The organism is Leisingera sp. ANG-DT (assembly GCF_000813785.1).
Taxonomy (GTDB): Bacteria; Pseudomonadota; Alphaproteobacteria; order Rhodobacterales; family Rhodobacteraceae; genus Leisingera.
This window is the reverse complement of the sequence record NZ_JWLE01000005.1, coordinates 376,292-401,789: the sequence shown is the minus strand read 5'-3', so window position 1 is coordinate 401,789 and position 25,498 is coordinate 376,292. Positions and strand designations below refer to the sequence as shown.

General features: G+C 62.7%; 23 protein-coding genes and 1 tRNA gene. 8 read left to right on the top strand and 16 right to left on the bottom strand.

Features of this window, described 5'->3' with window-relative positions:
* Positions 1-57: 57 nt before the first annotated feature.
* The 7 genes from addA to regB form a co-directional block, all read right to left on the bottom strand.
* Positions 58-3,411 carry a double-strand break repair helicase AddA gene (addA, locus tag RA21_RS07195; protein WP_039147542.1) on the bottom strand — a complete coding sequence of 1,118 codons (3,354 nt, stop codon included), beginning with the start codon at positions 3,409-3,411 and terminating at the stop codon, positions 58-60.
* Entirely contained in the window at positions 3,408-6,341 is a 2,934-nt protein-coding gene (gene addB, locus RA21_RS07190; protein WP_193748054.1) for a double-strand break repair protein AddB, read from the bottom strand. The genes addA and addB overlap by 4 nt, the downstream gene beginning before the upstream one ends.
* Positions 6,331-7,023, bottom strand: coding sequence for a nucleotidyltransferase family protein (locus RA21_RS07185; RefSeq protein ID WP_241483480.1), 693 nt, complete (start codon positions 7,021-7,023; stop codon positions 6,331-6,333). Before RA21_RS07185 ends, addB begins: the two co-directional genes overlap by 11 nt.
* Positions 7,023-8,021 carry an aminoglycoside phosphotransferase family protein gene (locus RA21_RS07180; protein WP_039147538.1) on the bottom strand — a complete coding sequence of 333 codons (999 nt, stop codon included), beginning with the start codon at positions 8,019-8,021 and terminating at the stop codon, positions 7,023-7,025. Before RA21_RS07180 ends, RA21_RS07185 begins: the two co-directional genes overlap by 1 nt.
* Positions 8,018-8,494, bottom strand: a complete 477-nt coding sequence (tsaE, locus tag RA21_RS07175; protein WP_019295339.1) for a tRNA (adenosine(37)-N6)-threonylcarbamoyltransferase complex ATPase subunit type 1 TsaE — start codon at positions 8,492-8,494, stop codon at positions 8,018-8,020. The genes RA21_RS07180 and tsaE overlap by 4 nt, the downstream gene beginning before the upstream one ends.
* A gap of 49 nt (positions 8,495-8,543) precedes the next feature.
* Positions 8,544-10,091, bottom strand: a complete 1,548-nt coding sequence (locus tag RA21_RS07170; protein ID WP_039147536.1) for a PAS-domain containing protein — start codon at positions 10,089-10,091, stop codon at positions 8,544-8,546.
* Between the two features lie 89 nt (positions 10,092-10,180).
* Positions 10,181-11,575: a sensor histidine kinase RegB gene (regB, locus tag RA21_RS07165; RefSeq protein ID WP_019295341.1), complete on the bottom strand. Its 1,395-nt coding sequence runs from the start codon at positions 11,573-11,575 to the stop codon at positions 10,181-10,183.
* 117 nt (positions 11,576-11,692) lie between these two features.
* Here regB and RA21_RS07160 point away from each other — a divergent pair, with 117 nt between their 5' ends.
* The gene (locus RA21_RS07160; RefSeq protein ID WP_019295342.1) at positions 11,693-12,313 is read left to right on the top strand and encodes an SCO family protein; all 621 of its coding nucleotides are present in this window, start codon (positions 11,693-11,695) and stop codon (positions 12,311-12,313) included.
* A 79-nt stretch (positions 12,314-12,392) separates the two neighbouring features.
* On the top strand, positions 12,393-12,947 hold the full coding sequence (locus tag RA21_RS07155; protein WP_019295343.1) for an ActR/PrrA/RegA family redox response regulator transcription factor: 555 nt from the start codon (positions 12,393-12,395) through the stop codon (positions 12,945-12,947).
* A gap of 336 nt (positions 12,948-13,283) precedes the next feature.
* On the opposite strand, the gene RA21_RS07150 is transcribed toward RA21_RS07155, so the two are convergent.
* The gene (locus RA21_RS07150) at positions 13,284-13,880 is read right to left on the bottom strand and encodes an HD domain-containing protein (protein WP_019295344.1); all 597 of its coding nucleotides are present in this window, start codon (positions 13,878-13,880) and stop codon (positions 13,284-13,286) included.
* Positions 13,881-14,109: 229 nt separating this feature from the next.
* Here RA21_RS07150 and RA21_RS07145 point away from each other — a divergent pair, with 229 nt between their 5' ends.
* Complete coding sequence (locus RA21_RS07145; RefSeq protein WP_019295345.1) at positions 14,110-14,424, top strand: hypothetical protein; 315 nt, start codon at positions 14,110-14,112, stop codon at positions 14,422-14,424.
* 151 nt (positions 14,425-14,575) lie between these two features.
* Positions 14,576-15,964: an adenosylhomocysteinase gene (gene ahcY / locus RA21_RS07140; protein WP_019295346.1), complete on the top strand. Its 1,389-nt coding sequence runs from the start codon at positions 14,576-14,578 to the stop codon at positions 15,962-15,964.
* A gap of 66 nt (positions 15,965-16,030) precedes the next feature.
* On the opposite strand, the gene RA21_RS07135 is transcribed toward ahcY, so the two are convergent.
* The 6 genes from RA21_RS07135 to tsaD form a co-directional block, all read right to left on the bottom strand.
* Positions 16,031-16,303, bottom strand: coding sequence for a DUF4242 domain-containing protein (locus tag RA21_RS07135; RefSeq protein WP_019295347.1), 273 nt, complete (start codon positions 16,301-16,303; stop codon positions 16,031-16,033).
* Positions 16,304-16,687: 384 nt separating this feature from the next.
* Positions 16,688-17,083 (bottom strand): DUF1761 domain-containing protein, encoded by a 396-nt coding sequence (locus RA21_RS07130; protein WP_039147812.1) that lies wholly within the window; start codon positions 17,081-17,083, stop codon positions 16,688-16,690.
* 46 nt (positions 17,084-17,129) lie between these two features.
* Positions 17,130-17,552 carry an EVE domain-containing protein gene (locus RA21_RS07125; RefSeq protein ID WP_039147534.1) on the bottom strand — a complete coding sequence of 141 codons (423 nt, stop codon included), beginning with the start codon at positions 17,550-17,552 and terminating at the stop codon, positions 17,130-17,132.
* Positions 17,552-17,824, bottom strand: a complete 273-nt coding sequence (locus tag RA21_RS07120; protein WP_019295350.1) for a YciI family protein — start codon at positions 17,822-17,824, stop codon at positions 17,552-17,554. The genes RA21_RS07125 and RA21_RS07120 overlap by 1 nt, the downstream gene beginning before the upstream one ends.
* Before the next feature lies 1 nt (position 17,825).
* Positions 17,826-18,788 (bottom strand): NAD(P)H-dependent glycerol-3-phosphate dehydrogenase, encoded by a 963-nt coding sequence (locus RA21_RS07115; protein ID WP_039147532.1) that lies wholly within the window; start codon positions 18,786-18,788, stop codon positions 17,826-17,828.
* Positions 18,785-19,882, bottom strand: a complete 1,098-nt coding sequence (tsaD, locus tag RA21_RS07110; RefSeq protein ID WP_039147530.1) for a tRNA (adenosine(37)-N6)-threonylcarbamoyltransferase complex transferase subunit TsaD — start codon at positions 19,880-19,882, stop codon at positions 18,785-18,787. Before tsaD ends, RA21_RS07115 begins: the two co-directional genes overlap by 4 nt.
* A gap of 89 nt (positions 19,883-19,971) precedes the next feature.
* Here tsaD and RA21_RS07105 point away from each other — a divergent pair, with 89 nt between their 5' ends.
* Genes RA21_RS07105 through RA21_RS07095 form a run of 3 tightly spaced genes read left to right on the top strand, consistent with a single transcriptional unit; the run spans position 19,972 to position 23,476 of the window.
* Complete coding sequence (locus RA21_RS07105) at positions 19,972-20,682, top strand: uroporphyrinogen-III synthase (RefSeq protein WP_241483479.1); 711 nt, start codon at positions 19,972-19,974, stop codon at positions 20,680-20,682.
* A gap of 51 nt (positions 20,683-20,733) precedes the next feature.
* Positions 20,734-21,990, top strand: coding sequence for a COG4223 family protein (locus RA21_RS07100; RefSeq protein WP_039147526.1), 1,257 nt, complete (start codon positions 20,734-20,736; stop codon positions 21,988-21,990).
* Between the two features lie 10 nt (positions 21,991-22,000).
* Positions 22,001-23,476, top strand: coding sequence for a heme biosynthesis protein HemY (locus RA21_RS07095; RefSeq protein ID WP_039147524.1), 1,476 nt, complete (start codon positions 22,001-22,003; stop codon positions 23,474-23,476).
* Between the two features lie 139 nt (positions 23,477-23,615).
* Here the strand turns inward: RA21_RS07095 and RA21_RS07090 are convergent.
* Positions 23,616-23,702, bottom strand: a tRNA-Leu gene (locus RA21_RS07090).
* A 98-nt stretch (positions 23,703-23,800) separates the two neighbouring features.
* On the bottom strand, positions 23,801-24,211 hold the full coding sequence (locus RA21_RS07085; RefSeq protein WP_019297517.1) for a globin domain-containing protein: 411 nt from the start codon (positions 24,209-24,211) through the stop codon (positions 23,801-23,803).
* Between the two features lie 248 nt (positions 24,212-24,459).
* Here RA21_RS07085 and RA21_RS07080 point away from each other — a divergent pair, with 248 nt between their 5' ends.
* Positions 24,460-25,449: a complex I NDUFA9 subunit family protein gene (locus RA21_RS07080; protein ID WP_039147810.1), complete on the top strand. Its 990-nt coding sequence runs from the start codon at positions 24,460-24,462 to the stop codon at positions 25,447-25,449.
* Positions 25,450-25,498: the final 49 nt, after the last annotated feature.

The following is a 25,498-nucleotide window of genomic DNA, read 5'->3' as shown; positions in this document are numbered from 1 at the left end:
TGTCTCCATGAGTGTGTGGCAACTGGAGTTGGAACCTATGTACGGCTTAACGGATCGTCAAGGTTCCAGACGCCGCATCAGCGCCGCTGTCACAAGTTCGTGCGGCAGCGGCATCAGCGTGGCCGTTCGGGTCCAAAGAAGCGCGGTTTCGATAGTGCGGCCCGGGTAAATCTGTGCCAGCGCATGGGCATAGGCACCCATCTGGCGCAGCAAACCTTCGGGGCATTGTTCCGGCACTTCCGGTACGGTGGCATTGGATTTGAAGTCCACCGCCAGAACCCTGTCCGGTGTGACGATCAGGCGGTCAATGATGCCATGCAGACGGCCCTCGTTCAGGTCGGCGGTGATGGGCACTTCTGCCAGGGTTTCAGGGGCGAAAATATGGGACAAGCCGGCGTTTTTCAGAACGCCGGACGCCTCGGCGAGCAGCTCTGCAATATCCTCGGCTTCCTGCAGAAGGTTGCCGGCAAGCTGCGGCCAGTGGTCTTCAGGCCGGCCCGGCAGGTGCTCCAGCAGCAGGTGCAGCCGGCTGCCGCGAGCCTTGGCGGCTTCCTCATCCAGGCCCAGGTCACCTGGCAAGGCCTTCGCCCCGCCCAGGTCCGAAGGACTGAGTGCCGGCGCCGGGGCCTCATAGGCTCCGGCCGCGCGGGAAAAAACCTCCGGCAAGCTGTATTTCACGACTTCCCCCACCGGCTTTTCAATCCGTGGCAGCCCGTCCCAATCCCCGTGCTGCAGGCGTAATCCTGCCCCGCCGGGACAGTCGAACTCCACTGCGCCACCCTCGCGCAAGGCGCCCTCTGTCATGCGGTACCAGCTGTCGCCCTGTTCGCCCGCGTCGCCCGCGGCAGCGACAATCAGCCACTTTTCCGCCCGGGTCAGAGCCACATAGAGCAGCCGCAGGCGTTCATTCTGCAGCTTTTCCTGGGCAGCTTCACGGGCCGCCAGCATAGTAGCAGGCATCTGGTCCTTGGGCAGCTTCCAGACAGGTGTGCCTTCGGCCAGCATGATCTCCGTGTCCCGCGGGGCCTGGCGTTTGGCGGTGTCCGGCAGGATCACGATCGGCGCCTCCAGACCTTTGGATCCATGCACCGACATCACCCGGATCATATTGCCGGCCGCGCCCATCTGGCGTTTGATCTCCAGATCATCGGTCTGCATCCAGACCAGAAACCCGGTGAGGCTGGGCACATCGGTGCGCTCATAGGCCAGCGCCTGCGACAGCAGCGCGTTGATACCGTCTTCCGCTTCCGGCCCCAGCCGGCCCAGCAGTTTCTGGCGGCCGCCGTGGCGGGTCAGGATACGCTCAATCAGATCAAAGGGCCGCAGGAAATCCGCATTGGCGCGCAGGTCATCCAGCACCGCCATGGTCTCCGGGAACTCCTGTGCCCGCTCCCGCAGCGCGGGCCACAGGTACATCGCCTCCCGCCGGTGTGCGAGATCAAACAACGCCTGCTCGGTCCATCCGAACAGCGGCGATTTCAGTGCCTCTGCCAATGACAAGGAGTCCTCGGGCAGCGCCAGGAACCGCAGCAGCGCGGCAATGTCCTTGACCGCCAGCTCCGCACCGACCTTCAGCCGGTCAGCGCCGGCGATAGGCAGTTCAGCCTTCTTGCAGGCGCGGATGATTTCCGAGAACAGATCGGAGCGGCGCTGCACCAGGATCAGGAAATCGCCGGCCTGCACCGGACGGCGCTGAAAGGTGCCGCGTTCGGGCCCATCCTCCGGAATGGTGACGCCGGTTTCAATCATCTGCTTGATCGACCCGGCAATCCGTTCTGCCAGGATCACCGTGTGATGGCGGCTGCTGGGACGGTCGACGGGGCTGGTCCAATCGGGATCCTCGTCATCCTCCACCTTTTCTACCACCGGCCACAGGTCCACCCGGCCTGGCAGGTCCGACTTGAAGGCCCTATGCAGCGCGTCCTTGCGGAAACCGGCGCGCGGGCTGTCCTTGAACACCAGATCGACCAGCTTCAGGATTGCCGCAGAGGAGCGGAAGGAGAAATCGAGCGAGGCATCCTGCAGCCCTGCTCCGGTTTCCGCCAGCCGGTTGCCGAACTCCTGCTGCATCCGGTCAAACGCATCCGGGTCAGCGCCCTGGAACGAATAGATCGACTGCTTCTTGTCACCGACGACAAAAATGGTGCGCTCCACATCCGAGCGCGCGCCTTCGCCGGCAGTGAACTCCTGCGCCAGCTTCTCGATCACGTCCCATTGCACCGGGCTGGTGTCCTGTGCCTCGTCCACCAGAATGTGGTCAATACCGCCGTCCAGCCGGTACAGCACCCAGGCAGCCACGCCGGGATCGTTCAGCAGTTTCCGGGCCTTCAGGATAAGGTCGTCAAAGTCGAGCCAGCCGCGCAGTTGCTTGCGCCGTTCATATTCCGGCAGGAAGGCGGCTGCGAAGCGGTGCAGGTCGTGGCTCTTGCGCGCGGCAGTCAGCGCCAGACGTTTGGCGCGCGCGTCCTCAACCCGCAGCATCAGCGGTTCCAGCTGGTCCATCAGCGACAGGTGGGATTCGCGCAGTTTCTTAGTTGGGAACTTGTCTATTTTGGCGGTGAACGGCTCCTTGGCGCCGGCGCCGGTCAGGAACACGCTTTCGAGCGCGCCAAGATCGGCGATTGCCGGTTTAGTAATCCCCGCCAGTTTCTCCGCCGCCTTCAGGTCGGTTGAACCGCCCTGTCCCAGCATCTCCCGGGTACGCTGCAGAAGCTCTTCCTCGCCGCCCAGAAACACCAGCGATTCAAGCGCTGTTTCATCGAAACCTTTGGGCAGGCCAAACAGGTCCAGCAGCCCGTCCCAGTCCAGCGTCTCTCCGAAGTCGGCCCGGCGATTGCAAATTGAGGAAGTGAGTGTTTCGAAGTCGCTGTCGCTCACATGCCGCGCCAGGGCATCGACCAGCGGGGCATCAGCGCCTTGCGCAAAATCCTCCATGATTTCTGCACGCAACAGCTGGCCTGCACGGTCGTCCATTTCGGAAAACTGCGGGCTGACGCCGGCCTCCAGCGGGAAGCGGCGCAGCAGAGACGAACAGAAGGAGTGGATGGTCTGGATCTTCAGCCCGCCCGGCGTCTCAATCGCGCGGGCAAACAGGGTGCGTGCTTGTGCCAGGTCCTCGGCTGCGGTGTTGACCTCCCCCAAATCGGTCAGGGCCGCAATCAGCGCCGGGTCTTCCAGCATCGCCCATTCGCCCAACCGCTTGAACAGCCGGTTCTGCATCTCGCTGGCGGCGGCCTTGGTATAGGTGAGGCACAGGATGTGCTGCGGCTGCACGCCCTTCAGCAGCAGCCGGGCCACCCGGTCGGTCAGCACCTTGGTCTTGCCGGAGCCGGCATTTGCCGCCAGCCAGGTGGAGGCATCGGGCCGGGCGGCGCGGAACTGCGCCTCAGAGGCGGCGTCGCGGATGGTCATGCCAGATCCTCCGGCTGCGGTTCGGCGCTGCGGTCCCATTCGCCGTAGCGCGCCAGGTGGTCGTAGTCGCCGGCGAGGTCGTCCCGATACACCATGCGGCGGCTCGAATAGCCCTGCTCAGGCTCGAAATAGGCGCCGATCAGGGTGCGCAGCTCGTCCCAGACCTTGGCGGGCGGCTCCTCTTCCAACGGTGCGCGAACCTCTTTCATGCTGGAGCCAAGACCGATGAACAGGGCGCGGGCAACCTCCGCCGGGCCAAGATCGTCAAAGGCGCCTTCCTCAGCCATGGCGGCTTCGATCAGCAGCTGCTTTTCAAACTTCTTCTGCTGGGACTCGCTGGGCGGCGCGCCGGTCTTGTAGTCATACAGATGCAGGAAACCGCGCTCATCCATGTCGATCCGGTCGGCGCGGCAGGCGATGGTGAAATCCAGCGGATCCAGCCGGGCGCTGCCCTTGGCCTCAAAGGCAACAGGTTTGGCGCGGGCCTGGCGTTCCTGTTCTGCCAGCACAAAGTCGCCGGCAATCTTGCGGATGCGGCTGTGCCACAGGATACGGGCAACGGGCCAAGGCACATGGGCATCCAGCAGCTCCCGGGTCTTTTCGATCAGCTGGCTGGCAGTCAGCAGGCTTCGATCCACCTGGGCTTCCTTGATGAAATGCTCAAATACCTCATGCACCACAATCCCGCGCAGCAGGGCGTCGGGTTCCTGCACCAGCGGGTTCAGCGGCTTCAGCCGCAGCACATGTTTGGCGTAAATCGCATAAGGGTCGCGGATCAGCCGCGGAATTTCCGTAATGGTCAGGCGCCGCGGGCGGGCCGCAACCGGCGGACGCGGCGAGGGACGCGGCATCTGCGGAATGGGCGTAGGCTCCTCCAGCGCGTCTGCCCAGCCCAGCCATTGCCGGCCTTTGGCTCGCATCGCGTCCAGCGCATCCCGGCCGCCCTGGTCCGGCAGGCCGGACAGCAGGTTGGACAGGCGGTTCAGCCAGCGTGACGGTACGGTGTCGGCTTCCTCTGACCGTTCGGCGCGGGTCAGCCAGACCTCAGTTGCGGCAATTGCCTGCTGGAAGTCATGCGCCGACAGGCCGATGCGGCGTTCGGGCAGCAACAGACCTGCCTGATTGCGCAACTGGCGGTTCAGCCAGGGATCGGGACTGGCGGCCTCAGGCCAGCTGCCTTCGTTCAGGCCGCCCAGAATGACCAGATCGGCGCCCTGCACACGCGCCTCCAGCGTGCCCCAGATCATGATAGAGCCATATGGCGCATCGCGGTCGCGCACTTCACCCTGGCTCAGCAGCGCGCCCAGCAGGTCGGCAAAATCGCGGGCGGTCATCTCGCCGCCATAGGGGGCCTCACTCTCCAGATTTTCGATACAGGCGAGGGCGGCTTGGCCCGCCTTCTTGTCCCACAGCGTGCCGGCGCCGTCCGTTTGGCTGCCGGCAGCGATACGCTCGGCCAGATCGCGCAGCCGTTCGACCCAATCGGTCAGGGGCAGGGTGCCGGCGATCTCCTGATCCGCGAAACAGGCGCTCAACCAGCCGGTCCAGCCCTGTGTCAGCTGACGGCCCTTTTCAAAGCCGGCAAAGGCCGCGGCATCGGGGAAGGGCGGTCCGTTGCGGCGCAGCGACAGTTCCAATTCGCGGGTCTGGCGCAGGTGATTGCCGCGGTCCGCACCTTCATGGGTCAGCGGGTGCTTCAGCAGCGTCAGCAGGCTATCGCAGGCCAGCGGCTTGCAGAACAGCCCTGCCACATGGCGCAGAAACCGGCCTGGTGGCGACAACTGCAGCGGCAGGCCGGCGGAATCATCCGGCAGGATGTTCCAGCGGTCCAGCGCGGCGGAAACCTGACGGGTCAGCATCCGGTCAGGCGTGATCAGCGCAGCGGTCTGGCCGTCCTCTGCCGCCTGACGCAAGCGCAGCGCAATCGCTAGCGCCTCGGCCCGCGGGCTGGGAGCCTCGACCAGGGTGAGGTTTTCCGTGGCCTTGTCCAATCCGGTCAGCTTGGGGCCTTCGCTCATCCAGGCGTCGGTCACCGGGGCCGGGCGCAAGGCCAGCGAGACCAGCCGGTTCCGTTCGGGAGAGACCGGCCGCGTATCGGTCCAAGGCTGCACGTCGCCCGGGGCCAGTTCCAGGTCCTTCATCAGCTTGTGAAACCTGTACTGCGGGTGATCTTCCGAGATCATCGGGTCATCCAGCCCGCCCCAGACATGATCCGGCTGGTCGAAATCGAAACCGGGCAGCACCACGGCGCCCTGCGGCAGGCGGGCAATGGCCTGCATCAGCATCAAGGTGGTGCCGCGCGACCCGGTGGAGCCGGCCAGAATGACCGGGTGGGCAGGCGGGTTTTCCTGCCACTCCTCAATCAGGTTCAGGACCACCTGCCGCTGCCGTGCCTGTGCGTCCATCGCGCCCTCATGCAGGCCGGTGAACTCGTCCGCGATGCCGATGAAGGCCTGCGCCCGTGCCCAGTGGCCGGACATGTCCGAAACGTCCAGTTCCCGGATGGCATCCGTGCTGACACCTTCGCCCTGCATCTCGTCAATCAGTGCGGCAAGGCTGTCGGACAGATCATAGAGAGACGCGCGGGAGGCAAGATCGGGCTGCGCGTCCAGTAGCTTGGCGATCAGCTGCGACAGCTCCAGCCGGCGCCGCAGCGGGGGCAGGGCAGGCGGCAGCCCGTCCAATGCGGCCCGTTGTGCCAAATCACTCAGCATCAGCATCCGCGGCAGCAGCATCGCGGGGCCGTCGTCAAACAGGCTGCGGATACGCCGCGCCATGCGGGAGGTGTTGACGATCAGCTCTGCCCTGGCCAGTGCTTCCGGCGGCAGCTTCCGGGCGCGCTCACGCAGTCCCTCGACCAGCGCCTGCGGGAAATCCACGCCGCAGGGCACGGCAAAGACGCGCGGTTTGGCGGACGGTTCAAACATCATCTGCGGCTATCAGGTCCTCGGCCAGTTTGATCCCTTCGGGATGGCCCACATCGCACCAGCGGCCAGGATATTCCAGTGCAAACAGCCGCCCGGCTGCAGCCATCCGGTTCCACAGGACATTAAGCGAGAACACCTGCTCCTCAACGTCCTGCAGCCCTTGTGTTTTCAGGATCTGCACCCCGCCATAGACTAGATTTCCGCCGCGGCTGATACGGCCCTCGGCATCGGCTGAAAAGTCGCCCTGCCCACTGCGGCCGATGGCATTCGCAAGCGGCACACAGACCAAAAGCGCATCCATCCGGTCCGGGTCCCAGGCCTTTTGCGCCAATTGCAGCGGGTTCGGGCCTTTCCAGATGGCATCCGTGTTCATGGTGAAAACCGGGCCGCCGCCCAGCATGGGCAGGGCATGGCGCAACCCGCCGCCGGTATCGAGAATCTCGGGCATCTCATGGCTGATCAGCACGTTTTCAGGCTCTAAAAAGGCCTTCAGCGGTTCTGGCTTGTAATGCACATTGGCTGCAATCCGGACCGGCTGCACCGCTTGGGCCAGTTCCAATGCATGGGCAATCAACGGCCGGCCGGAAACTTCGATCATCGGTTTTGGCTTGTCGCGGGTCAGCTCCCGCATCCGGGTGCCAAAGCCTGCGGAAAACAGCATGACGGCTTCGGGTGAACGCTGCATCACGGCCTCAGCCTGTCCAGGTTCTCCGGGGTCGGGGCTGGCAGGCTGTCACGCAGAAGCCCTGCCACCGGAGCCAATGCAGAGTGGTCCAGCCCGCGAAAAAAATGATCCCAAACCCGCGGGATCAGGTCCACGTAGTGCGGTTTTCCGTAGTCGAGGCTGAGCCGGGCAAAGACACCCAGAATGCGCAGGTTCCGCTGCACGCCCAGCACAGTGTAGGCAGTGCGGAAGCCGGATTCGTCCGCGCCGGCAGCCGTGATGTAGCGGCTGATCATCTGCATCTCGATACCGGCGGGCACGTCGCGTCGGGCGTCCTGCAGGAGCGACACAAGATCATAGGCCGGGTGGCCCGCGCGTGCGTCCTGAAAATCCAGCAGGCCGACACGGGCGACACCATCCCGGTCCGGCAGCCACAGCAGGTTTTCGGCGTGGTAGTCGCGCTGCACCAGGACCGGATCGCCCTTGACTGTTTCGCGCAGGATATCCTCGAACTGGTTTTCGAACCGGGCCTGCAGATCCGCGTCGCCTTCACCAAGAATGCCGGCGCGGTATTTCGAAAAGGCCAGCCCGGCCATTTCCGCCATCAGCCGCGGCCCGTAGGACTCCAATTCCGGCATCGGCGCCTGATGAAGGGCAACCAGCGCGTCGGTCGCAGCTTCATAAAGCTCTCTTTCCAGCACCGGCTCGCGTTCGATGATGCGGGCATAAAGATCGTCGCCCAGATCCTCCAATAGCAGAAACCCGTTTTCGGGATCCTGCGCCAGAATTTCAGGAGCGCTGAGGCCCTGGGCACGCAGGTAGTCTGCAATGCGGACAAAAGGCCGGATGTCCTCGCCTTTTTCCGGCGGCGCGTCCATCAGCACAACAGTCTGGCCTTCAGCGCTAGTCAGCCGCTCATAACGCCGGTTGGAGGCATCGCCGGCAAGCGGGCCGCGCTGCCAGTTGGCATAGGGTGTTTGCGAAAGAAAACTCTCGCACAGGGTATTACGGTCGCTCATGCGCAAATGCGCTCCATAAGGGGCTGCCACTTTGCATCACTCCAGCGGAGCGTCAGGTGGCGGCGGTCTTCGTGTTCGGCATCCAGGGCCAGCGTCAGATGCAAGGCGTGCGGCGGAGTCAGTTCCTGCAGCCGGTCAGGCCACTCAACCAGGCAGATCGCACTGTCAAAGGCTTCGGTCAGGCCCAGTTCCTCCAGTTCGTCCAAAGAGGACAAACGGTAAAGGTCGGTGTGCCACAACTCGCCGGCGGGCACGTCATAAGTCTGCACCAATGTAAAAGTGGGCGAGGGCACATCCTCGGGAACGTCCATCAGCGACTGTATCAGATGGCGGGCAAAATGGGTCTTTCCGGCGCCGATAACACCCTCCAGCAACAGGCAATCGCCGGGGCGCAGTGCTCCGGCGATCTTGGCGGCCAGCTGGGCCGTTTCATCAGGTGAATTCAGCGTGCAGGACGCAGTTTCAAATGTCATGGCGCTAGAATGGCGCCGCCGCGGTGCTGCTGCAAGCGGGTTTCCCCGCTCAGCCCTTGCTTGAGGCGGGGAACCGTTCCTGGCCAGCCGGCAGAGCAGCGGTTTCAGGCTTGCGGAAGCTGACCATGGTGGCACCGTTCTGTATAGCGGACACTTTGCAGACCAACCCGGTGCCGTCGCGCAGCTGAACATGGGACCACCAGGCCTCGCGCCCTTCGCAGCCTGCCACGAAGTCACGGATCTCGCCCCAGACAGGGGTTGGTGAACAGGTGTCCTGCCAGATGCGGCTGGCATCCATGATAGACACTTTGGCAAAGCTGGAGTTCGGGTCCATCTGCCAAAGGGTGTCATACGCGCTGTTTGAAAAGCTCATGCTGCCGTCATTGGCGAACACCGCGATGGCTTCGTCCATCTGATCCAGGATTGATTGCCCCATTTCCAGCTCAGAGCGGAACTGGCGGGTAAGGGTGACTTCGGCGGTGATATCCTCGAACAGGAAGGCGATGGCGCCATCCGGATGCGGTCGGCCCGAGACCTTGTAGACAGACCCTGAAGGCAGCGACCAGGTTTCCTGGTAACGCCCCTCGGCGGCAGCCTCCAGCAGGTCCGCCATCTGGTGGCGCCAGCTGGAGTAGCTCTTGGGTTCCGGCATCATCCGCTGATCGCGCAGCCGGTCAAAGAAGGTCAGCAGGTTGGGCCGCGAGCTCAGGAAGTTTGCCGGCAGCGCGGTCAGGTCGATCAGCACCGGATTGAACAGAACCAGCTGGCGGTTGCGGTCAAAGATCGCCAGGCCAATGGACAGCTGGGCAAAGGTCTTGGCCAGCGTCTGCACAAAATTGCGCTGGGCAACCTCGGCGTCGACCACCGCGTTCACATCGACCGCGTGGCACAGCCAGCCGGCCTCGGTTTCGGTGGTTGAGACGTTGTACCACAGCTTCTTGGTGCTTTCCGGCAGCGGGATGGAAATCCGTTCCGGTTTGCCGCTGGTCATCGGATCATGGAGATCCACGAACAGAGGATCAGAAAAATCTGCGCTGCGGCCGCGAATCTTCTGGCCGAGATTGTCATAGGCCAGGTTGGACCAGGTAACATTGCCTTCTTCCGACTGAAGCCAGACCGGATAGGGCGCCTGATGCACCGCGGCCCGCAGGGTGGTCAGCTCTTGATCCAGGGATTTATTGTGTTCCTCCAAGGTGCTGCGGCGCAGCTGAACGCGGGTCACACCATCAATCCATTCGCAATGTGCTTCGCGGCTTTCAGCGGCGGCGGTGCCGGACAGCACCAGCGGCCCCACATCCTTGAGAAAACCAGGCGACTGCGGCAGGCCAGGATAGCTGCGGGCCAGCTGGTCGCGCAGCATGCTCCAATCAAAGTTCTCTGCTTGGTCGCCGATAAATTTGCGGGCCCCGGAAGACCAGCCGATCAGGCTGCTGTCATCGAACAGGAACACGGCATCAGTCCGGCCATCGGCGGCCAGCAGATCGTGTTCCATGCCACTGCGGCGGGGGGAGGGGGACAGCCACCAAACTGCGGCGGCAGCCGTGGCAGCGCATAGCGCGGCCAGTACAAACCATTCGATCGACGCGAAATCCTGCATGTCTTCCTGCCTAGTTCAGCTCTCGTTTACCCGCATGGTTCCCTAAAAATGGTTAAATGAAGTTTAATTGGTTTCCCAAAAGTGAATAGTTAAATTTCTAAAGGTAAATTTTTGCCGGTGACAGGGCCTCCTGCTTCCATGGCGTCGATTTTCTCGCGTGGCCAGGCAACCTCGACAATGGCGCCCGTCTGTTCAATGCCGGGGGAAATGGTCTGGTGGGGGTCAGAGCCATTGGCGAATCTCAGCTGTGCGCCGGTGCGCTGCAGCAGCGTCTTGGCAATGAACAGGCCCAGCCCCATGCCCTCGTACTCCGGGCGCTGCTTCAGTTCGCTTTCGCCCCGGCGGCGGCGCACAAAAGGGTCGCCTATACGGCCCAGCAGATGCGGAGGGAAACCCGAACCGTCGTCGCTGATCTTCAGGACGATGCGGTCGTTGTCCCATGCCGCATCAATCCAGACAGTGGACTGCGAGAAATCGACGGCATTCTGAACCAGATTGCGCAGCCCGTGAATGATCTCCGGTTTGCGCAAAACCGTAGGCTGCTGGAAATCGCCGCCTTCCAACGGCTCCTCGTGGTAGAGGACTGCTTTGCCGCGGTGCATATGCGGCTCTGCCGCTTCTGTCACCAGTGTCGAGAAAGGGGCCTGGCGCAGGTGCAGGTCGTCTTTGCCGGCCCGGCCCATGCCGCGCAGGATGTCCCGGCAGCGGTCGGCCTGTTCGCGGATCAGCGCGGCGTCCTCGCGCAGGTCCGGGCGGTCGTCCAGCTCCTCGATCAGCTCGGCACTGGTCAGCTTGATGGTGGCCAGCGGCGTGCCCAGCTCATGCGCTGCCGCTGCCACCACGCCGCCCAGATCGGTCAGCTTCTGTTCGCGCGACAAGGCGAGCTGGGTGGCGCTCAGCGCGTCCGACATCAGCCGCATCTCGTTGCTGACCCGGAAGGAATAGGCACCGATGAAGAGGATGGCGATGACGATGGCGATCCAGTTGCCGAAGATGAACACATCCGGGATCCGCAGGATAAATCCCTGCTCGGTCCGCAGCGGCAGGTGAAACTCGGCCATCAGCGTGACCAGGATAATGGCCGTTGCCCCGATGATCAGGGTCGAGCGCAGGCCCATCACCGCGGCGGAAATCGTAACCGGCCCCAGCACCAGCAGGGCAAAGGGATTGTTCAGCCCGCCGGTCAGGTAAACAAGGAAAGCCAGCTGCAGCAGGTCGAACAGCACCATCAGGAAGTTCTCGAACTCGCTGAGCCGCTTGTTTTCCGGGAAGGCAAAGATGGCAATCAAATTGCCGGCGGCGGAGATGCCGATCGCCAGGTAGCACAACCCCAGTTCCAGCTGCAGGTTGAACCGGTGCTGCGCCACAGCAATGGCGGTGATCTGCCCGGCAATGGCGACCCAGCGCAGCAGGATCAGTGTCCGCAGCCGGACCCAATGACTGTGATCGTGGCTGCTTGCCAGCATGAAAAGTCGGTCGTTCATCCGGTTCCGGTGCTCCCGCAGATGTGACGCCGTGCGCCAGTTGCATCGGCTGTATTTCTTGATAGGTCTGGCGCCGCAAACGATCAACAACCCTTCCCTGACGAAAAGTGTGATCCCATGACCCGCGTCTATGCTCTTCTAGCTGCTGCTTTTGTCGCTGCCCTGGTGGGCGGTGCCTGGTTTCTGACCCGCGGAGGCAGCGGGGGTGACAAATTCGCGCAGTGCCGCAGCAGCCAGATCGCAGGCGGCACCGAAACCATTGGCGGGCCGTTCGAACTGATCAATGCCAAGGGCGAAACCGTCACTGACAAGGATGTGATCACCGAGCCGTCCATCGTCTATTTCGGCTACACCTTCTGTCCTGACGTCTGCCCGATGGACGCAGCACGCAACGCTGATGCTATCGACGTTCTGGCTGAGCGCGGCGTCAGCGTGACGCCGGTGTTCATCTCCATCGACCCGGACCGCGATACCCCTGAAGCCGTTGGCGATTTCGCCGCCAACCTGCATGAAAAGATGATCGGCCTGACCGGTTCGCTGGAACAAGTGAAGGCGGCCAGCATGGCCTACAAGACCTACTTCAAAAAGAACGAAGGGGATGAGGACTACTATCTCGTCGACCATTCCACCTTCTCCTACCTGGTGCTGCCCGAGGAAGGGTTTGTTGAGTTCTTCCGCCGCGATGAAACGGCAGAGCAGATGGCCGACAAGACCGCCTGCTTTGTCGGGAAAATCTGAAGCAGGATAGCTGTTTGACCTTTTCCCCTGCCCGGACATATTCTTGCGCCAATAGATAAAACCGCGCGGAGGACCGGGCATGGCCGAAACTGATCTGCAGGAAATCGGACCTGACAAGACACTGCTGCTCGTCGATGATGACGAGCCGTTTCTGCGGCGCCTGGCCAAGGCCATGGAAAAACGCGGGTTCGAGGTAGAGACTGCGGGATCCGTCGCCGCAGGCAGCGCCATCGCAACCGCTCGCCCGCCGGCCTATGCGGTGGTTGATCTGCGGCTGGAGGACGGCAACGGCCTGGATGTGGTCGAGGTGCTGCGCGAGAAACGCCCCGACAGCCGGGTTGTCGTGCTGACCGGCTACGGCGCCATCGCCACAGCGGTTGCGGCGGTCAAGATCGGCGCGACTGACTACCTGTCCAAGCCGGCCGATGCCACCGACATCATGAATGCGCTGCTGTCCACCGGTGATGAGCTGCCGCCGCCGCCGGAAAACCCGATGAGCGCCGACAGGGTGCGCTGGGAGCATATCCAGCGGATCTATGAGCTGTGCGACCGCAATGTCTCGGAAACCGCCCGCCGGCTGAACATGCACCGCCGCACCCTGCAGCGGATCCTGGCCAAGCGCAGCCCGCGCTGAGCCTTCCACTTCAAACACGGGGCTCGCCCGTCAACGCAGGGTGTTGCGCACCCTGCGTACGCTGGTCTCACGGGATCTTAAGCGGCCTGCGGCAAAGTTCCAATTGATCGCGGTCACCGCCGGGCCTGACACCCCCGGCACTTTGGAACTGGGCCCATTGGCACGGGCACGCATAGACGACGTTTCGCGTGCGGGAGTGACCCTCCCGTCCCGCCTCCGCCCCTTGGCGGCGCCGCCATCCTTACTTTGCTATCCTTTAAATGCGGGACAGGCAGCAGGATACCGATTTGACCCACCGGCAGGGCAGCGGCCCTGGCTGGGTAAAACCCGTTTCATTCACATCTGCTGCAACAGCGCCTGATGCCGGGCAATGAACTCCTGCCGCACCTCAACCGGCGGGCGCAGGCGGATCAGCAGGCCCTTGGCAATCTCTGCATTCGGGCGGCCAAAGAACTTGCTGGCTTCGGCTTCTGAAAAACCCGCGATCTGCACCGCTTCCATCCAGGCGCTGACCTTGTCTGCCCGCTTGATCTGCGCCTTGACCGTCTTGGGCAGCGCCGCCGGCAGCCCGAACCGCAGGTGAATCGCCGCCGTCAGCCGCTGATCCAGATCGCCGTAGCCCGGTCCTACTGCGGCCTTCACAGGGGATATCATGTCACCGATCACATATTCCGGCGCATCGTGCAGCAGTGCCGCCAGCCGCCATTTAACCGGCGCCTTGGGCTGCATCCGGGTGAAGATGTCCTCAACCAGCAATGAATGCTCTGCGACTGAGTAGGCAAAATCCCCCATCGTCTGGCCGTTCCACCGCGCCACAAAGGCCAGCCCGTGGGCAATATCCTCGATCTCGATATCCACGGGCGTCGGATCCAGCAGGTCCAGACGGCGGCCGGACAGCATTCTCTGCCAGGCGCGGGCGGGTTTGGCGGGCATGGGGATTCCTGTCGCTCTATTCACCCTCTGACTACCTTCTGCGCGTTGCCCGGGCAATGCTTGCCATCGTTTGAGTGTTTGCGCGAACACGGATGAAAACGGGCAGTTTACGCCCTGTGAGTTTGAAAAAGGTGCGTCCCGAACCAATATTATAAGTACACAAGGGGCACCGCCCCCTCCCCGCGGCAAACCCCTTTGCGACGTGACACGCAACAGAAAGGAGTTTGTCATGTTCAAGCGTTTACTTGGTCTTTCCCTGTTGTTCGGCATGGCAGCGACAGCGCCGCCAGCCCTGGCCGCCAGCTGCGGCGACCGCGAGGTCATGACGCAGAAGCTGGAAAGCGGATATTCCGAACGGCTGACGGCCGGCGGATTGCAGAAAAGCCGCCCCGAAGCGACAGTGATTGAAGTATGGTCGTCGGATGAAACCGGCACCTTTACGGTTCTCGTTACACATGCAAACGGGATCAGCTGCGTTGTCGCAACCGGATCCTCCTTCTTCCACATCGCGGAAAAAGCGCCGGACCCGGGCACGCCAAGCTGAATTTGGCTGCCTGACGGGCTTCCCCTACAGCCTGACACTTGATGAAAAGCCTGAGCCATCCGGCTCCGGTTGCGGGTATCTTCGTTGAATATCAACAAATGCAGTGCTAGGCCCTGCACCAAGTGTACTCGTAACCGGAATGGAGCAGACTATGGCCGGGGATTATATCGTCAAGGACATCGCGCTGGCAGGCTTTGGCCGCAAAGAGCTGGACATCGCCGAAACTGAAATGCCGGGCCTGATGGCGCTGCGCGAAGAATACGGCGCAAGCAAGCCGCTGAAGGGCGCCCGCATCGTCGGCTCGCTGCACATGACCATCCAGACAGCGGTTCTGATTGAAACGCTGGTGGCGCTGGGCGCGGATGTGCGCTGGGCCTCCTGCAACATCTTCTCGACCCAGGATCATGCAGCGGCAGCCATCGCCGATGCCGGCATTCCGGTCTTTGCGATCAAGGGCCAGACCCTGGAAGAGCATTGGGACTACCTCGACAAGTCCTTCATGTTCCCCGAAGGCGCGAACCTGATCCTGGACGACGGCGGCGACGCCACCCTTTATGTGCTTCTGGGCGCCCGCGCTGAGGCGGGCGAAGAGATCATCCCGGTGCCGCAGTCCGAGGAAGAAGCGGTCATCAAGGCGCAGATCCTGAAGCGCATGGAAGCCTCCCCCGGCTGGTTCACCAAGACCCGCGACGCCATCCTGGGCGTTTCCGAGGAAACCACCACCGGCGTCCACCGCCTGTATGAGCTGCAGAAAAACGGCCAGCTGCCGTTCCCGGCGATCAACGTGAACGACTCGGTCACCAAATCGAAGTTCGACAACAAATACGGCTGCAAGGAATCGCTGGTTGACGGTATCCGCCGCGCCACCGACACCATGATGGCCGGCAAGGTTGCCGTGGTCTGCGGTTATGGCGACGTCGGCAAAGGCTCCGCTGCCTCCCTGCGCGGCGCCGGCGCCCGTGTAAAAGTCACCGAAGCCGACCCGATCTGCGCCCTGCAGGCTGCGATGGACGGTTTTGAAGTGACCCTGCTGGAAGATGAAGTCGCCACCGCCGACATCTTCATCACCACCACCGGCAACAAGGATGTGATCCGCATCGAGCACATGCGCGAGATGAAGGACATGGCGATTGTCGGCAACATCGGCCACTTCGACAACGAGATCCAGGTTGCGGCGCTGAAGAACCACAAGTGGACCAACATCAAGGACCAGGTGGACATGATCGAGATGCCCTCGGGCAACCGCATGATCCTGCTGTCCGAAGGCCGCCTGCTGAACCTCGGCAACGCCACCGGCCACCCGTCGTTTGTGATGTCGGCGTCCTTCACCAACCAGGTGCTGGCGCAGATTGAGCTGTGGACCCGCGGTGACCACTACGAAAACGACGTCTACATCCTGCCCAAGCATCTGGACGAGAAAGTCGCCCGCCTGCACCTGGGCCGGATCGGCGTCAAGCTGACCCAGCTGAGCTCCGAACAGGCCGCCTATATCGGCGTCAAGCCCGAAGGCCCGTTCAAGCCGGAGCACTACCGCTACTAAGCGGACAATGCAGAACACAAAACAGCGCCGCCGGGGAAATCCGGCGGCGCTTTTCTTTACCTGACCCTAATTGCCGGTGGTGGGGTCGATAACAGTTTCGATTCTGGTGATTTTGCTGGCGGGAAAGCCGCTCAGCTTTGAATGCTCGTGTATCGCGTCTTCGGAGTCGGCCAGGTAGATGCAGAAGGTCTTGTCGCCGGCAACATAGGAGTGCTGCCATTGGACCCGGGGGGCCAGTTTGGCCAGCGCGTCATTGGAGGTGCGCGCCGCGCCGCCAAGTTCTTCACCGCTCATGCTGCCGACCTTCGGGATGTCCCGTTCGATGAGAAACCTTTGCATAGGATAACCTCCTCCGTGTCACTGATACGCAGGCCTCGATATAGGTCCCTGGTCCGGAAAGGCATCCGCTCTGGCTGCGAAAGGCGGCGGGAACCCAATTGAGAGATTTGAATTTCTGGTCCCGGAGGATGGGATCGGCTCAGCGGGTAATACCTGAAGGTGAAAACCTCTGCCGGCATTCACGTCAGTTCTGATTTAGCTCGCATTGTCCGGGTTATTGCTTTGCGGAATCGGCGCAAGGCGGCCTATACCTAAGAAACCGGCCAGGACGGCCAGGAACCAGATTTTCATACGCGTGTGGTGGATAGTGGAGCACGCGGGGTGGAAGGGAAGGTCCTGATTGTCCTCAGGTCCTTCCCTTTTTCATTTCAGATGTGTGGCAGCTTAGAACAGCGTCAGCACCAGACCAGCCGCCGCGCAGGCCAGCGTCGCATAGCCGCCATCAATCAGCGTCAGTTTGACCGGCCGCATTCCATACATGTTGTTCAGTGCGATCCAGGGGCTGATGAAGAACAGGCCGATGCCGGCACCGCCGATCAGGCCGGCGCCCAGGGTTTCGATGCCTGACAGGCTGAACACATGGCGCATCATGCCGGCAACGATCAACTGCAGGACAAAGGCCATGGCAAAGATCATCGGGCTTTGCCCGCCCTTCGGCTTGCCGTCTTCATCACATTCAACGCCGGAAGCCTCAATCCAGGGCTTGGCCAATGCGCCGTAGTAGACGGCGCCCAGCACAAATGCCGCTGCCGCCGCAACAATCACACTCAGGAATTCCATGATGCTCTCCTCAATGGTTTCAGCCACTTGAGAGCAAAGTGGCAGATCAGGCGGGGTCTGTCTCCCCCAGGGCGCAGATGGCTTGCCATTCCGCCTCGCTCACCGGCTGCACCGACAGGCGGGAGTTTTTGACCAGCACCATGTCCTCCAACCGCGGGTCAGCTTTGATCTGATCCAGGCTGACCGGCTTGGCAAAGGCCCGCACCGCCTTGATGTCGACGCATTCCCAGCGGTCGTCTTCAGTGGTGCTGTCCGGGTGCGCTTCGGCGCAGACCTCGACGATGCCGACCACGGATTTCTCTTTCTGCGAATGATAGAAAAAGCCGCGGTCGCCGATATTCATCTCGCGCATGAAGTTGCGCGCCTGGTAGTTGCGCACGCCGTCCCATTCCTCGCCCGCATCACCCTTGGCAACTTGGTCATCCCAGCTCCAGGTGGAGGGTTCGGATTTGAACAGCCAATAGCGCATCAGCCGATGACCTTTTTCCAGGTGATCAATTCGACAGCTTCAAACAGGCCGGCCTTGTTGTAGGGGTCATTTGCCGCCCAGGCTTCACCCGCTGCCATGTCTTCGACGTCCAGAATAACCAGGGAACCGGCCATATTGCCATCCTGATCCAGCAGCGGACCTGCCTGCGCCACGGCGCCGGTGTCGTTGATATAGGCCAGATGGGCGTCGCGGTTGTCGAGCCGGGTCTGCAGATGGCCGGGTTTGTCGCGGGCGATCAATGCGATGAGCATTTTATTCCTCTTTTAATGGTCTTTTAAGCAAATGTGCCGCAGCCTCGCTGATCGTCAAGCGCTGATCTACTAAATTGGTTACCGTGAGCGTGACCGGCATATCCAGCCCCATCCGCTGGGCCTGTGCCGCAACCGCCCGCGCGGTGGCTGCGCCTTCTACCGTGACACTAGGGTCAAACTCCTCTCCGCGGCCAATGGACAGCCCCAGCCGGTAGTTCCTGGACAGGTCAGAGGTACAGGTCAGCGCCAGGTCGCCAAAGCCGGACAATCCCGCCAAGGTTTCCGGCTTGGAGCCGCCGGCCAGCGCCATGCGCTGCATTTCGGCATAACCGCGGGTCATAAGCGCAGCGCGGGCGCTGTCGCCCAGCCCGGCGCCGATGACCGCACCGCAGGCAATCGCCATCACGTTCTTCAAGGCACCGCCGATTTCCGCGCCAATGGTGTCTGTGGTCCGGTACAGGCGCAGGTTGGCCGTGGTCAGCTGCTCCTGCAGTTTTTTGCACACCTCCGCATCGCCGCAGGCCAAAGTCAGTGCAGTTGGCAGGCCCCTTGCAATGTCCGCCGCAAAGCTCGGCCCGGTCAGCAGCGCGGCCTGCGCATCCGGCAAAACCTCGCGGATAACGGCCACCGGGCCAAGCCCGCTGTCCAGCTCAATCCCCTTGCAGCAGGCAACAAGCGTCTTTCCTGCCAGATGCGCGCCGTACTCCTCCAGCACACCGCGCAGCGTCTGCATTGGCACCGCCAGCAGCAAGACTTCGGACTGGCAGGCCTCAGCAATATCCGCGGTGACAGAGAGGTTTTCCGGCAGTTCCACACCGGGCAGGCGGGTGCCGTTGCGGCGGCTGTCCTGCATCGCCTGGGCTTTCATCGGGTTGCGCGCCCACAGGGTCACCGGCCCGTTGCCGGCCAGCGAAATTGCCAGGGCGGTGCCAAAGGCGCCCGATCCCAGTACCGAAATGCTCATGCTTTGGCTCCTTTGCGGCCGGATCCGATCAATGCCGGGCTGCTTTGATCCAGCGGCCAGCGGGGGCGGGCGGTCAGGTCCAGACCATCACGCGCACCGGACTTGAACCGCTCAAGGCCCGCATAGGCAATCATCGCGGCATTGTCCGTGCACAGCCGCAGCGGCGGGGCAGTAAAGGCAGCGCCTGCCTCTGCACACACGGTCTCCAACGCGGCCCGAATGGCTGTGTTTGCTGCCACCCCGCCAGCCACGGCGACGGTTGGCTGCGCTGGCTGCTCTTCCAGATACAGACGGATTGCGCGGCGGGTTTTCTCCGCCAATGTATCAACCACCGCAGCCTGAAACCCGGCACAGAGGTCGGCGCGGTCCTGGCGGGTTAGTCCGCCTTTCTCGGCCACGATCTGATCCCGCATCCGCATCAGCGCGGTTTTCAGGCCGGAAAAGGACAGGTTGCAATCCGGCCGGTCGAGCAAGGGCCGGGGAAAGCGGAACCGCTTGGGATCACCCGTTTCCGCCTCGGCCTGCACCGCCGGACCGCCGGGCTGAGGCAGCCCCAGAAGGCGGGCGGTTTTGTCAAAGGCCTCGCCCGGTGCGTCATCGATGGTGCCGCCCAGCCGGGTGAAATCCTCCGGCCCGCGCACCAGCAGGTACTGGCAGTGGCCGCCAGAAACCAGCAGCATCAGATAGGGATAGATGATCCCGTCCGTCAGCCGCGGTGTCAGCGCATGGCCTGCCAGATGGTTCACGCCAATCAGCGGTAGGCCGGTTGCGGCAGCGATGCCCTTGGCGCACATCACGCCGGACATCACGCCGCCGATCAGCCCCGGTCCGGCCGTCACCGCCACCGCATCCATGTCCTTCAGGCACAGCCCCGCCTCTGCCAGCGCATCGCGGACGCAGATGTCCAGCTTTTCCGCGTGGGCGCGGGCGGCGATTTCCGGCACCACGCCGCCAAAGGCGCTGTGCAGTTCGGTCTGGCCGAACACAACCGAAGACAAAACCTCGGGATTCCCGCCCTCTGCCTGCCGCACCACGGCGGCGGCGGTGTCGTCGCAGCTGCTCTCCAGCCCCAGGATTGTCAGGGTCTTTGTCATGGCCTTACCGTTGCATCAATCTGCTGCCGGGGCTACCACCGAAGCGGGGTGCAAACAATCCCGGGAGCCTTGCAATGGTGCCTTTGCTGATGACACGCCCGCTGGCCGCGGCAAAGCGGTTTGCTGACGGCCTGCCAGCCGGAGCGCTTGCGGGCCTGCATGTGGTCTACACTCCGCTGATGGAAATCCAGCCGGTTCAGGCACCGGTAAACTTGCAGAGTGTGAAGGGCGTGGTTTTCACCTCCGCCAATGCAGTTGAGGCCGCTTCACGTGAAACGGCAGTTCGGCTGCCTGCCTATTGTGTCGGGGAGCGCACGGCGCAGACCGCCGCAGAACTGGGCTGGCAGGCGGAGTTTCTGGGCCAATGCGCCGAAGAGCTGACGGCTGCCCTGCTGCAAAAGCGCCCCGAGGCACCGCTTTTGCATCTGCGCGGTGCCCATGCGCGGGGGGAAATTGCCCAGCTTCTGACGGATGGCGGCCTCCCCTGCGGGGAGCAAATCGTGTATGATCAGGTGCTTTTGCCGCTGACGGAGGAGGCGCAGGCTGCGCTTGCTGCGCAAAATGATGTGATCGTGCCGCTATTTTCACCCAGGACTGCGCGCCATTTTGCCAATCTGTGCGGGGACGCGCCGCATTTGCATCTGATTGCGCTTAGCCAGGCCGTTGCTGAACCGTTGAAAGGCTTGAATTGCAAGGTGTTGCGCGTAAGTAAGGCACCGGATGCACCGGCCATGGCTGCGGCTGTCCTTGATGCCGCAGCGCAGCTGTCCCGGCTTGAGGGCAAGGGGCGCGCGGAGTAGGGTCCAGCGTGTTCGCAAGAATGTATTTTAGGAATCGAGGGGGAGGCCGGCGTGGCTGACAAGAAAAATCCGGAAGACGTGATTGAGCCCGGCCCCGGTGAAAACAAACCGGCCGAGGACGCTGCAGAAACCTCTGAACAGGATGCGGCGCAGGAAACCGGTGCTGAGTCTGTTGACGCCCCTGATGATGTAGAGTCTGCGGTTTCCGAGACCGAGACCGAGACCGGGATTTCGTCTTTCGGCCAGGATAAAGCTGCGGAGCGGGAAGAAGCTTCGGTTGAGCCGCTTGCCGCGGCTGAGGCGCCCCGCGAAATCGAACGGGTGGTGGAAAAACGCGGCGGCTTCGGCTCTGCGGTTCTGGGCGGCGCCGTGGCCGCGGTAATCGGCTTTGTGGCCGGCCAGGGCGGCTGGCTCGACAGCGTGCTGCCTGCCTCTATGCGCGGCGGTGTTGATCTGACCGCGCTTGAGACCGGCCAGGCAGAGCTGGAAACAGCCCTTGCCGCTTTGAAACAGCAGGTGGAAGCCAATCAGGCGCCCGACCTTGCGCCGCTTGCGTCCCGCATTGATGCCCTGACCGCTGAAATTGAGCCGCTGAAGAGCGCGCCGGCACCGGATGCGGCTTTGCGGGCGGATCTGGACGCATTGGCCGCCCGCGTGTCCGCATTGGAAACCCGGCCTCCGGAGGGCGCCTCGCCCGAGGCCGTCGCTGCGTTTGAAACCGAGCTGGGCAAGCTGCAGGATAGCCTTGCCGCGCAGCGTGCTGAAGTCGAACAGATGCTGGCCGAAGCCCAGGCAATGGATGCCGCCAGTGCCGAGGCCGCACGGATTGCCAGCGCCCAGACCCAGCTTGCACAACTGCGCTCAGCCTTGGACAGCGGCAACAGCTATGCCGCTAACGTGCAGGAGCTTTCGAACCTTGGCGTGGACGTGCCCGCGGCCCTGTCCGGCCCGGCTGACAGCGGTGTTGCCACCATTTCCGCCCTGCGCGACAGCTTTGCCCCGGCGGCGCGGGACGCGCTGGCCGCAGCCCGCGAAGAATCCAAGGGCAGCGGCGGCCTGCTGGACTATGTGAACCGGCATCTTGGCGCGCGCTCGGTCACCCCGCAGGAGGGCGATGGCCCGGACGCGGTGCTGTCCCGTGCCGAGGCCGCGGTGGCTGCCGGCAAGCTGCCGGACGCGTTGAATGAATTGTCCGTATTGCCCGAAACGGCCCGTGCCGCCCTGTCCAGCTGGGAAGCCGCGGCAAATGCGCGGGTGGCTGCTGTGACGGCAGCTGCTGAACTGGCCCAAAGCCTGCAAGCCAAATAAGGAAGCCGCCATGCTCTGGTCGTTGTTGAAGATCCTCGTATTTGTCGCAATTGTCGCGCTTCTGGCCTTTGGGGGCCGCCTGCTGATGGAAACTGCCGGCGGAATGCAAATCACCGTCGCCGGCACCGAATACACGCTGAGCGCACTGCAATCGGTCATCGCGCTGGGCGTGCTGGTTGTTGGCGTCTGGCTGTTCCTCAAGCTGCTGTCGCTGCTGGTCGCCACCCTGCATTTCCTGAATGGCGATGAAACTGCCCTGTCGCGCTATTGGGACAAGGGCCGCGAGCGCAAAGGCTATCAGGCGCTGTCCGACGGGCTGATGGCGCTGGCCTCCGGCGAGGGGCGGCTGGCGCTGGCCAAGGCGGCGCGGGCCGAGAAATACCTGCAGAAACCGGAACTGACCGATCTGCTGGTGGCCCAGGCGGCAGAGATGAGCGGCGACACCCACAAGGCCGCCGAGGCCTACAAGCGCCTGCTGTCGAACCAGCCGACCCGGTTTGTCGGGGTGCGCGGCATCATGAAACAGAAGCTCTCGGAAGGCGACACCGACACTGCCCGCCAGCTGGCCGAAAAGGCGCTGGCGCTGCGGCCCAAGCATGAGGAGGTGCAAGACACCCTGCTGCGCTTGCAGGCCCAAGCGGAAGACTGGGCCGGCGCACGCAAGACGCTGTCGACCAAGCTCAAGACCGGCACCCTGCCGCGCGATGTGTACAAACGCCGCGATGCCGTGCTGGCGCTGTCGGCCTCCAAGGGCATTCTGGATGAGGGCGCAACGGTCGAGCAGCAGGAGCAGGCGATCGAAGCAAACCGCCTGTCGCCGGATCTGGTCCCGGCTGCCGCCATGGCCGCCCGCGCCTATATCGCCAAGGGCAAGAAACGCCCGGCTGTGCGGCTCTTGAAGAAAGCCTGGGAAAACCAGCCGCATCCGGATCTGGCTCATGCCTTTGCCGAAATCGAGCCGGAGGAAACCCCTGCTGAGCGCGTCAAGCGGTTTGACCAGCTGGCGCGTATCAAGCCGCTCAATGATGAGGCGCGGCTGGTGATGGCGGAGGTGAACATCGTGGCAGAGGATTTCCCCGAAGCCCGCCGCTGGCTGAATGACCTGGCCAAACGGGCCCCGGATGCCCGCGCGCTGACGCTGATGGCTGCGATTGAGCGCGGCGAAGGCGCCAGCGACAAGGTGGTGCAGGGCTGGCTGGCCAAGGCGCTGACCGCGCCGCGCGGGCCGCAATGGGTCTGCGACAGCTGCAACCACATCCACGCGGAATGGGCACCGGTCTGCGAGCATTGCTCCAGCTTTGACACCTTGTCCTGGAAGCGCCCGGAGACGCCGGAGGTTGCCAGCGTTGCGGCCGCCCACATGCTGCCGCTGATCACCGGCGCGCTGGAGGATAAGAGCGCGGAACCGGTGGAGGATGCTGAGATCGTGGATGCCGCGGAAGAATCCGGCGGCGATGTGCAGGACACGGTCAAAGAAGTGAACTGAGACCGGCTGCAGATCAGCAGAAGGCTGTTTGAGAACGGCAGGCGAGCCCTGCCGTTTTTCTTTTCGGGTAGCTGAACCGGCACGCTGCCCGCAGGCACAACTGTCCTGCGCTGGCAGTGTTCAATAGTATTTCGGGGAATGGTGCCCAGGAGAGGACTCGAACCTCCACGTCCATACGGACACTAGCACCTGAAGCTAGCGCGTCTACCAATTCCGCCACCTGGGCAGGTGTCGTGGAACCGGCGTATAAGCGGAGTCGCAGGCAGCGTCAAACGGAAAACAAGCCGAACAGCAAGGCGGGAAAAAAATTCAGCCGGCCGGTTCTTAGACCCGCGTCATAAAGTTCATTTTTACGGCCACATCGGTCAGGAAACCGGTCCATGCCTGCTGCGTTTCGCGGTTCCAGTCCGGGCCAAGCGTGTCCGACAGGGCGCCGGTGAAACTGTTGATGAAGCCATCGAAATGGTCATCCGACACCTCCAGCTTGCGATGCTTTTCGCCCTGCAGCTTCAGGATCGCATCCAGCCGTTCAGAATCGTCCAATGCTTCTGCAATATGGGTCAGTGATGCCAGCAGCTTTTCCTCCTGCTGGGCCAGATCCTCTGGAAACAGACCCCGTATGTCCGGGCAGGCGGAAAAGAATTTGGCATAGAAAGCCGGAACAAATGCGTCGAGATCCATCTTCTCGTTTTCGATGCTTTTGCGGATCAGGTCCTTGTTGTCTTCGTCCGTCATTCTGATTGGCCTCCTGAACAACTGCCTGCACCAGTAACAACCGCAGAAACATGTGATTTTGCTGCAGCATTTTCCTTCTAGCTGGCAGGACTGAAGGCCGGGTTAACCAATTCGCTGCAATTGCAGCGAAGGACCGGTGTTTCCCGCGTTTTCAGCCGTCACAGTGACCGTATTCCCACGTTTTGCGCCTTGTTCGGCGTCTCTTGCGGCGCTACAGCATAGGGGCAGCTAAGTTCAGGAGCCAAATGATGTCCAAACTGGTCACGATCTATGGCGGATCCGGTTTCGTGGGCCGCTACATCGCACGGCGCATGGCCAAGGAAGGCTGGCGCGTGCGGGTCGCCGTGCGCCGTCCCAATGAAGCCATGCATGTGAAGCCCTACGGTGTTCCGGGCCAGGTGGAGCCGGTGTTCTGCAACGTCCGCGACGATATGTCGGTCGCGTCGGTGATGCAGGGGGCGGATGCAGTTGTGAACTGTGTCGGCGTGCTGAACGAGCTGGGCAAGAACACCTTTGGCGCCATCCACGCAGAGGGCGCGGGCCGCATCGCCCGCATCGCGTCTGAGCAGGGCGTTGCCAATCTGGTGCATATCTCGGCGATTGGTGCCGATGCGGATGCCGCCAGCGAATATTCCCGCACCAAGGCCGCTGGTGAAGCTGCGGTGCAGCAGCATTTCCCGGGTGCCGTGATCCTGCGCCCCTCGGTGATCTTCGGGGCCGAGGACGGCTTCTTCAACCGCTTTGCCGGCATGACGCGTTTGTCACCCTTCCTGCCGATTGCGGCTGGCGGCACCAAATTCCAGCCGGTGTTTTCCGATGATGTGGCCAAAGCTGCAGTCAAGGGCGCGCTGGGCGAAGCAGAAGGCGGCGTCTATGAGCTGGGCGGGCCGGAAGTGAAAACCTTCCGTGCGCTGATGGAGCAGATGCTGGAGGTGATCCACCGCCGCCGCGTCATCATCTCGCTGCCCGGCTTTGCTGCCAAGCTGGTGGCGTTTGGCTTTGACGTGCTGCAGTTCGTCAGCTTCCAGCTGATCGAGAACAAGATGCTGACCCGTGACCAGCTGAAAAGCCTGAAGTCGGACAATGTGGTGTCTGACGGCGCCAAGGGGTTTGCGGATCTGGGCATTGACCCGGTGACGGTTGGCTCCGTGCTGCCAGACTACCTTTGGAAGTTCCGCCCCTCCGGCCAGTATGACGAGATGACTGGCTCTGCCCGCAACCTGCGCAACGGCGCCTGATCTGCAAGGTATTTCAAGGTCTGAGAGCGCGGGGATTTCCCCCGCGCTT

Excerpts from the sequence above, each read along its gene's own strand:
- addA (WP_039147542.1), bottom strand. The coding sequence starts at position 3,411 with ATGACCATCCGCGACGCCGCCTCTGAGGCGCAGTTCCGCGCCGCCCGG.
- addB (WP_193748054.1), bottom strand. The coding sequence starts at position 6,341 with ATGATGTTTGAACCGTCCGCCAAACCGCGCGTCTTTGCCGTGCCCTGC.
- RA21_RS07185 (WP_241483480.1), bottom strand. The coding sequence starts at position 7,023 with ATGCAGCGTTCACCCGAAGCCGTCATGCTGTTTTCCGCAGGCTTTGGC.
- RA21_RS07180 (WP_039147538.1), bottom strand. The coding sequence starts at position 8,021 with ATGAGCGACCGTAATACCCTGTGCGAGAGTTTTCTTTCGCAAACACCC.
- tsaE (WP_019295339.1), bottom strand. The coding sequence starts at position 8,494 with ATGACATTTGAAACTGCGTCCTGCACGCTGAATTCACCTGATGAAACG.
- RA21_RS07170 (WP_039147536.1), bottom strand. The coding sequence starts at position 10,091 with ATGCAGGATTTCGCGTCGATCGAATGGTTTGTACTGGCCGCGCTATGC.
- regB (WP_019295341.1), bottom strand. The coding sequence starts at position 11,575 with ATGAACGACCGACTTTTCATGCTGGCAAGCAGCCACGATCACAGTCAT.
- RA21_RS07160 (WP_019295342.1), top strand. The coding sequence starts at position 11,693 with ATGACCCGCGTCTATGCTCTTCTAGCTGCTGCTTTTGTCGCTGCCCTG.
- RA21_RS07155 (WP_019295343.1), top strand. The coding sequence starts at position 12,393 with ATGGCCGAAACTGATCTGCAGGAAATCGGACCTGACAAGACACTGCTG.
- RA21_RS07150 (WP_019295344.1), bottom strand. The coding sequence starts at position 13,880 with ATGCCCGCCAAACCCGCCCGCGCCTGGCAGAGAATGCTGTCCGGCCGC.
- RA21_RS07145 (WP_019295345.1), top strand. The coding sequence starts at position 14,110 with ATGTTCAAGCGTTTACTTGGTCTTTCCCTGTTGTTCGGCATGGCAGCG.
- ahcY (WP_019295346.1), top strand. The coding sequence starts at position 14,576 with ATGGCCGGGGATTATATCGTCAAGGACATCGCGCTGGCAGGCTTTGGC.
- RA21_RS07135 (WP_019295347.1), bottom strand. The coding sequence starts at position 16,303 with ATGCAAAGGTTTCTCATCGAACGGGACATCCCGAAGGTCGGCAGCATG.
- RA21_RS07130 (WP_039147812.1), bottom strand. The coding sequence starts at position 17,083 with ATGGAATTCCTGAGTGTGATTGTTGCGGCGGCAGCGGCATTTGTGCTG.
- RA21_RS07125 (WP_039147534.1), bottom strand. The coding sequence starts at position 17,552 with ATGCGCTATTGGCTGTTCAAATCCGAACCCTCCACCTGGAGCTGGGAT.
- RA21_RS07120 (WP_019295350.1), bottom strand. The coding sequence starts at position 17,824 with ATGCTCATCGCATTGATCGCCCGCGACAAACCCGGCCATCTGCAGACC.
- RA21_RS07115 (WP_039147532.1), bottom strand. The coding sequence starts at position 18,788 with ATGAGCATTTCGGTACTGGGATCGGGCGCCTTTGGCACCGCCCTGGCA.
- tsaD (WP_039147530.1), bottom strand. The coding sequence starts at position 19,882 with ATGACAAAGACCCTGACAATCCTGGGGCTGGAGAGCAGCTGCGACGAC.
- RA21_RS07105 (WP_241483479.1), top strand. The coding sequence starts at position 19,972 with ATGACACGCCCGCTGGCCGCGGCAAAGCGGTTTGCTGACGGCCTGCCA.
- RA21_RS07095 (WP_039147524.1), top strand. The coding sequence starts at position 22,001 with ATGCTCTGGTCGTTGTTGAAGATCCTCGTATTTGTCGCAATTGTCGCG.
- RA21_RS07085 (WP_019297517.1), bottom strand. The coding sequence starts at position 24,211 with ATGACGGACGAAGACAACAAGGACCTGATCCGCAAAAGCATCGAAAAC.
- RA21_RS07080 (WP_039147810.1), top strand. The coding sequence starts at position 24,460 with ATGTCCAAACTGGTCACGATCTATGGCGGATCCGGTTTCGTGGGCCGC.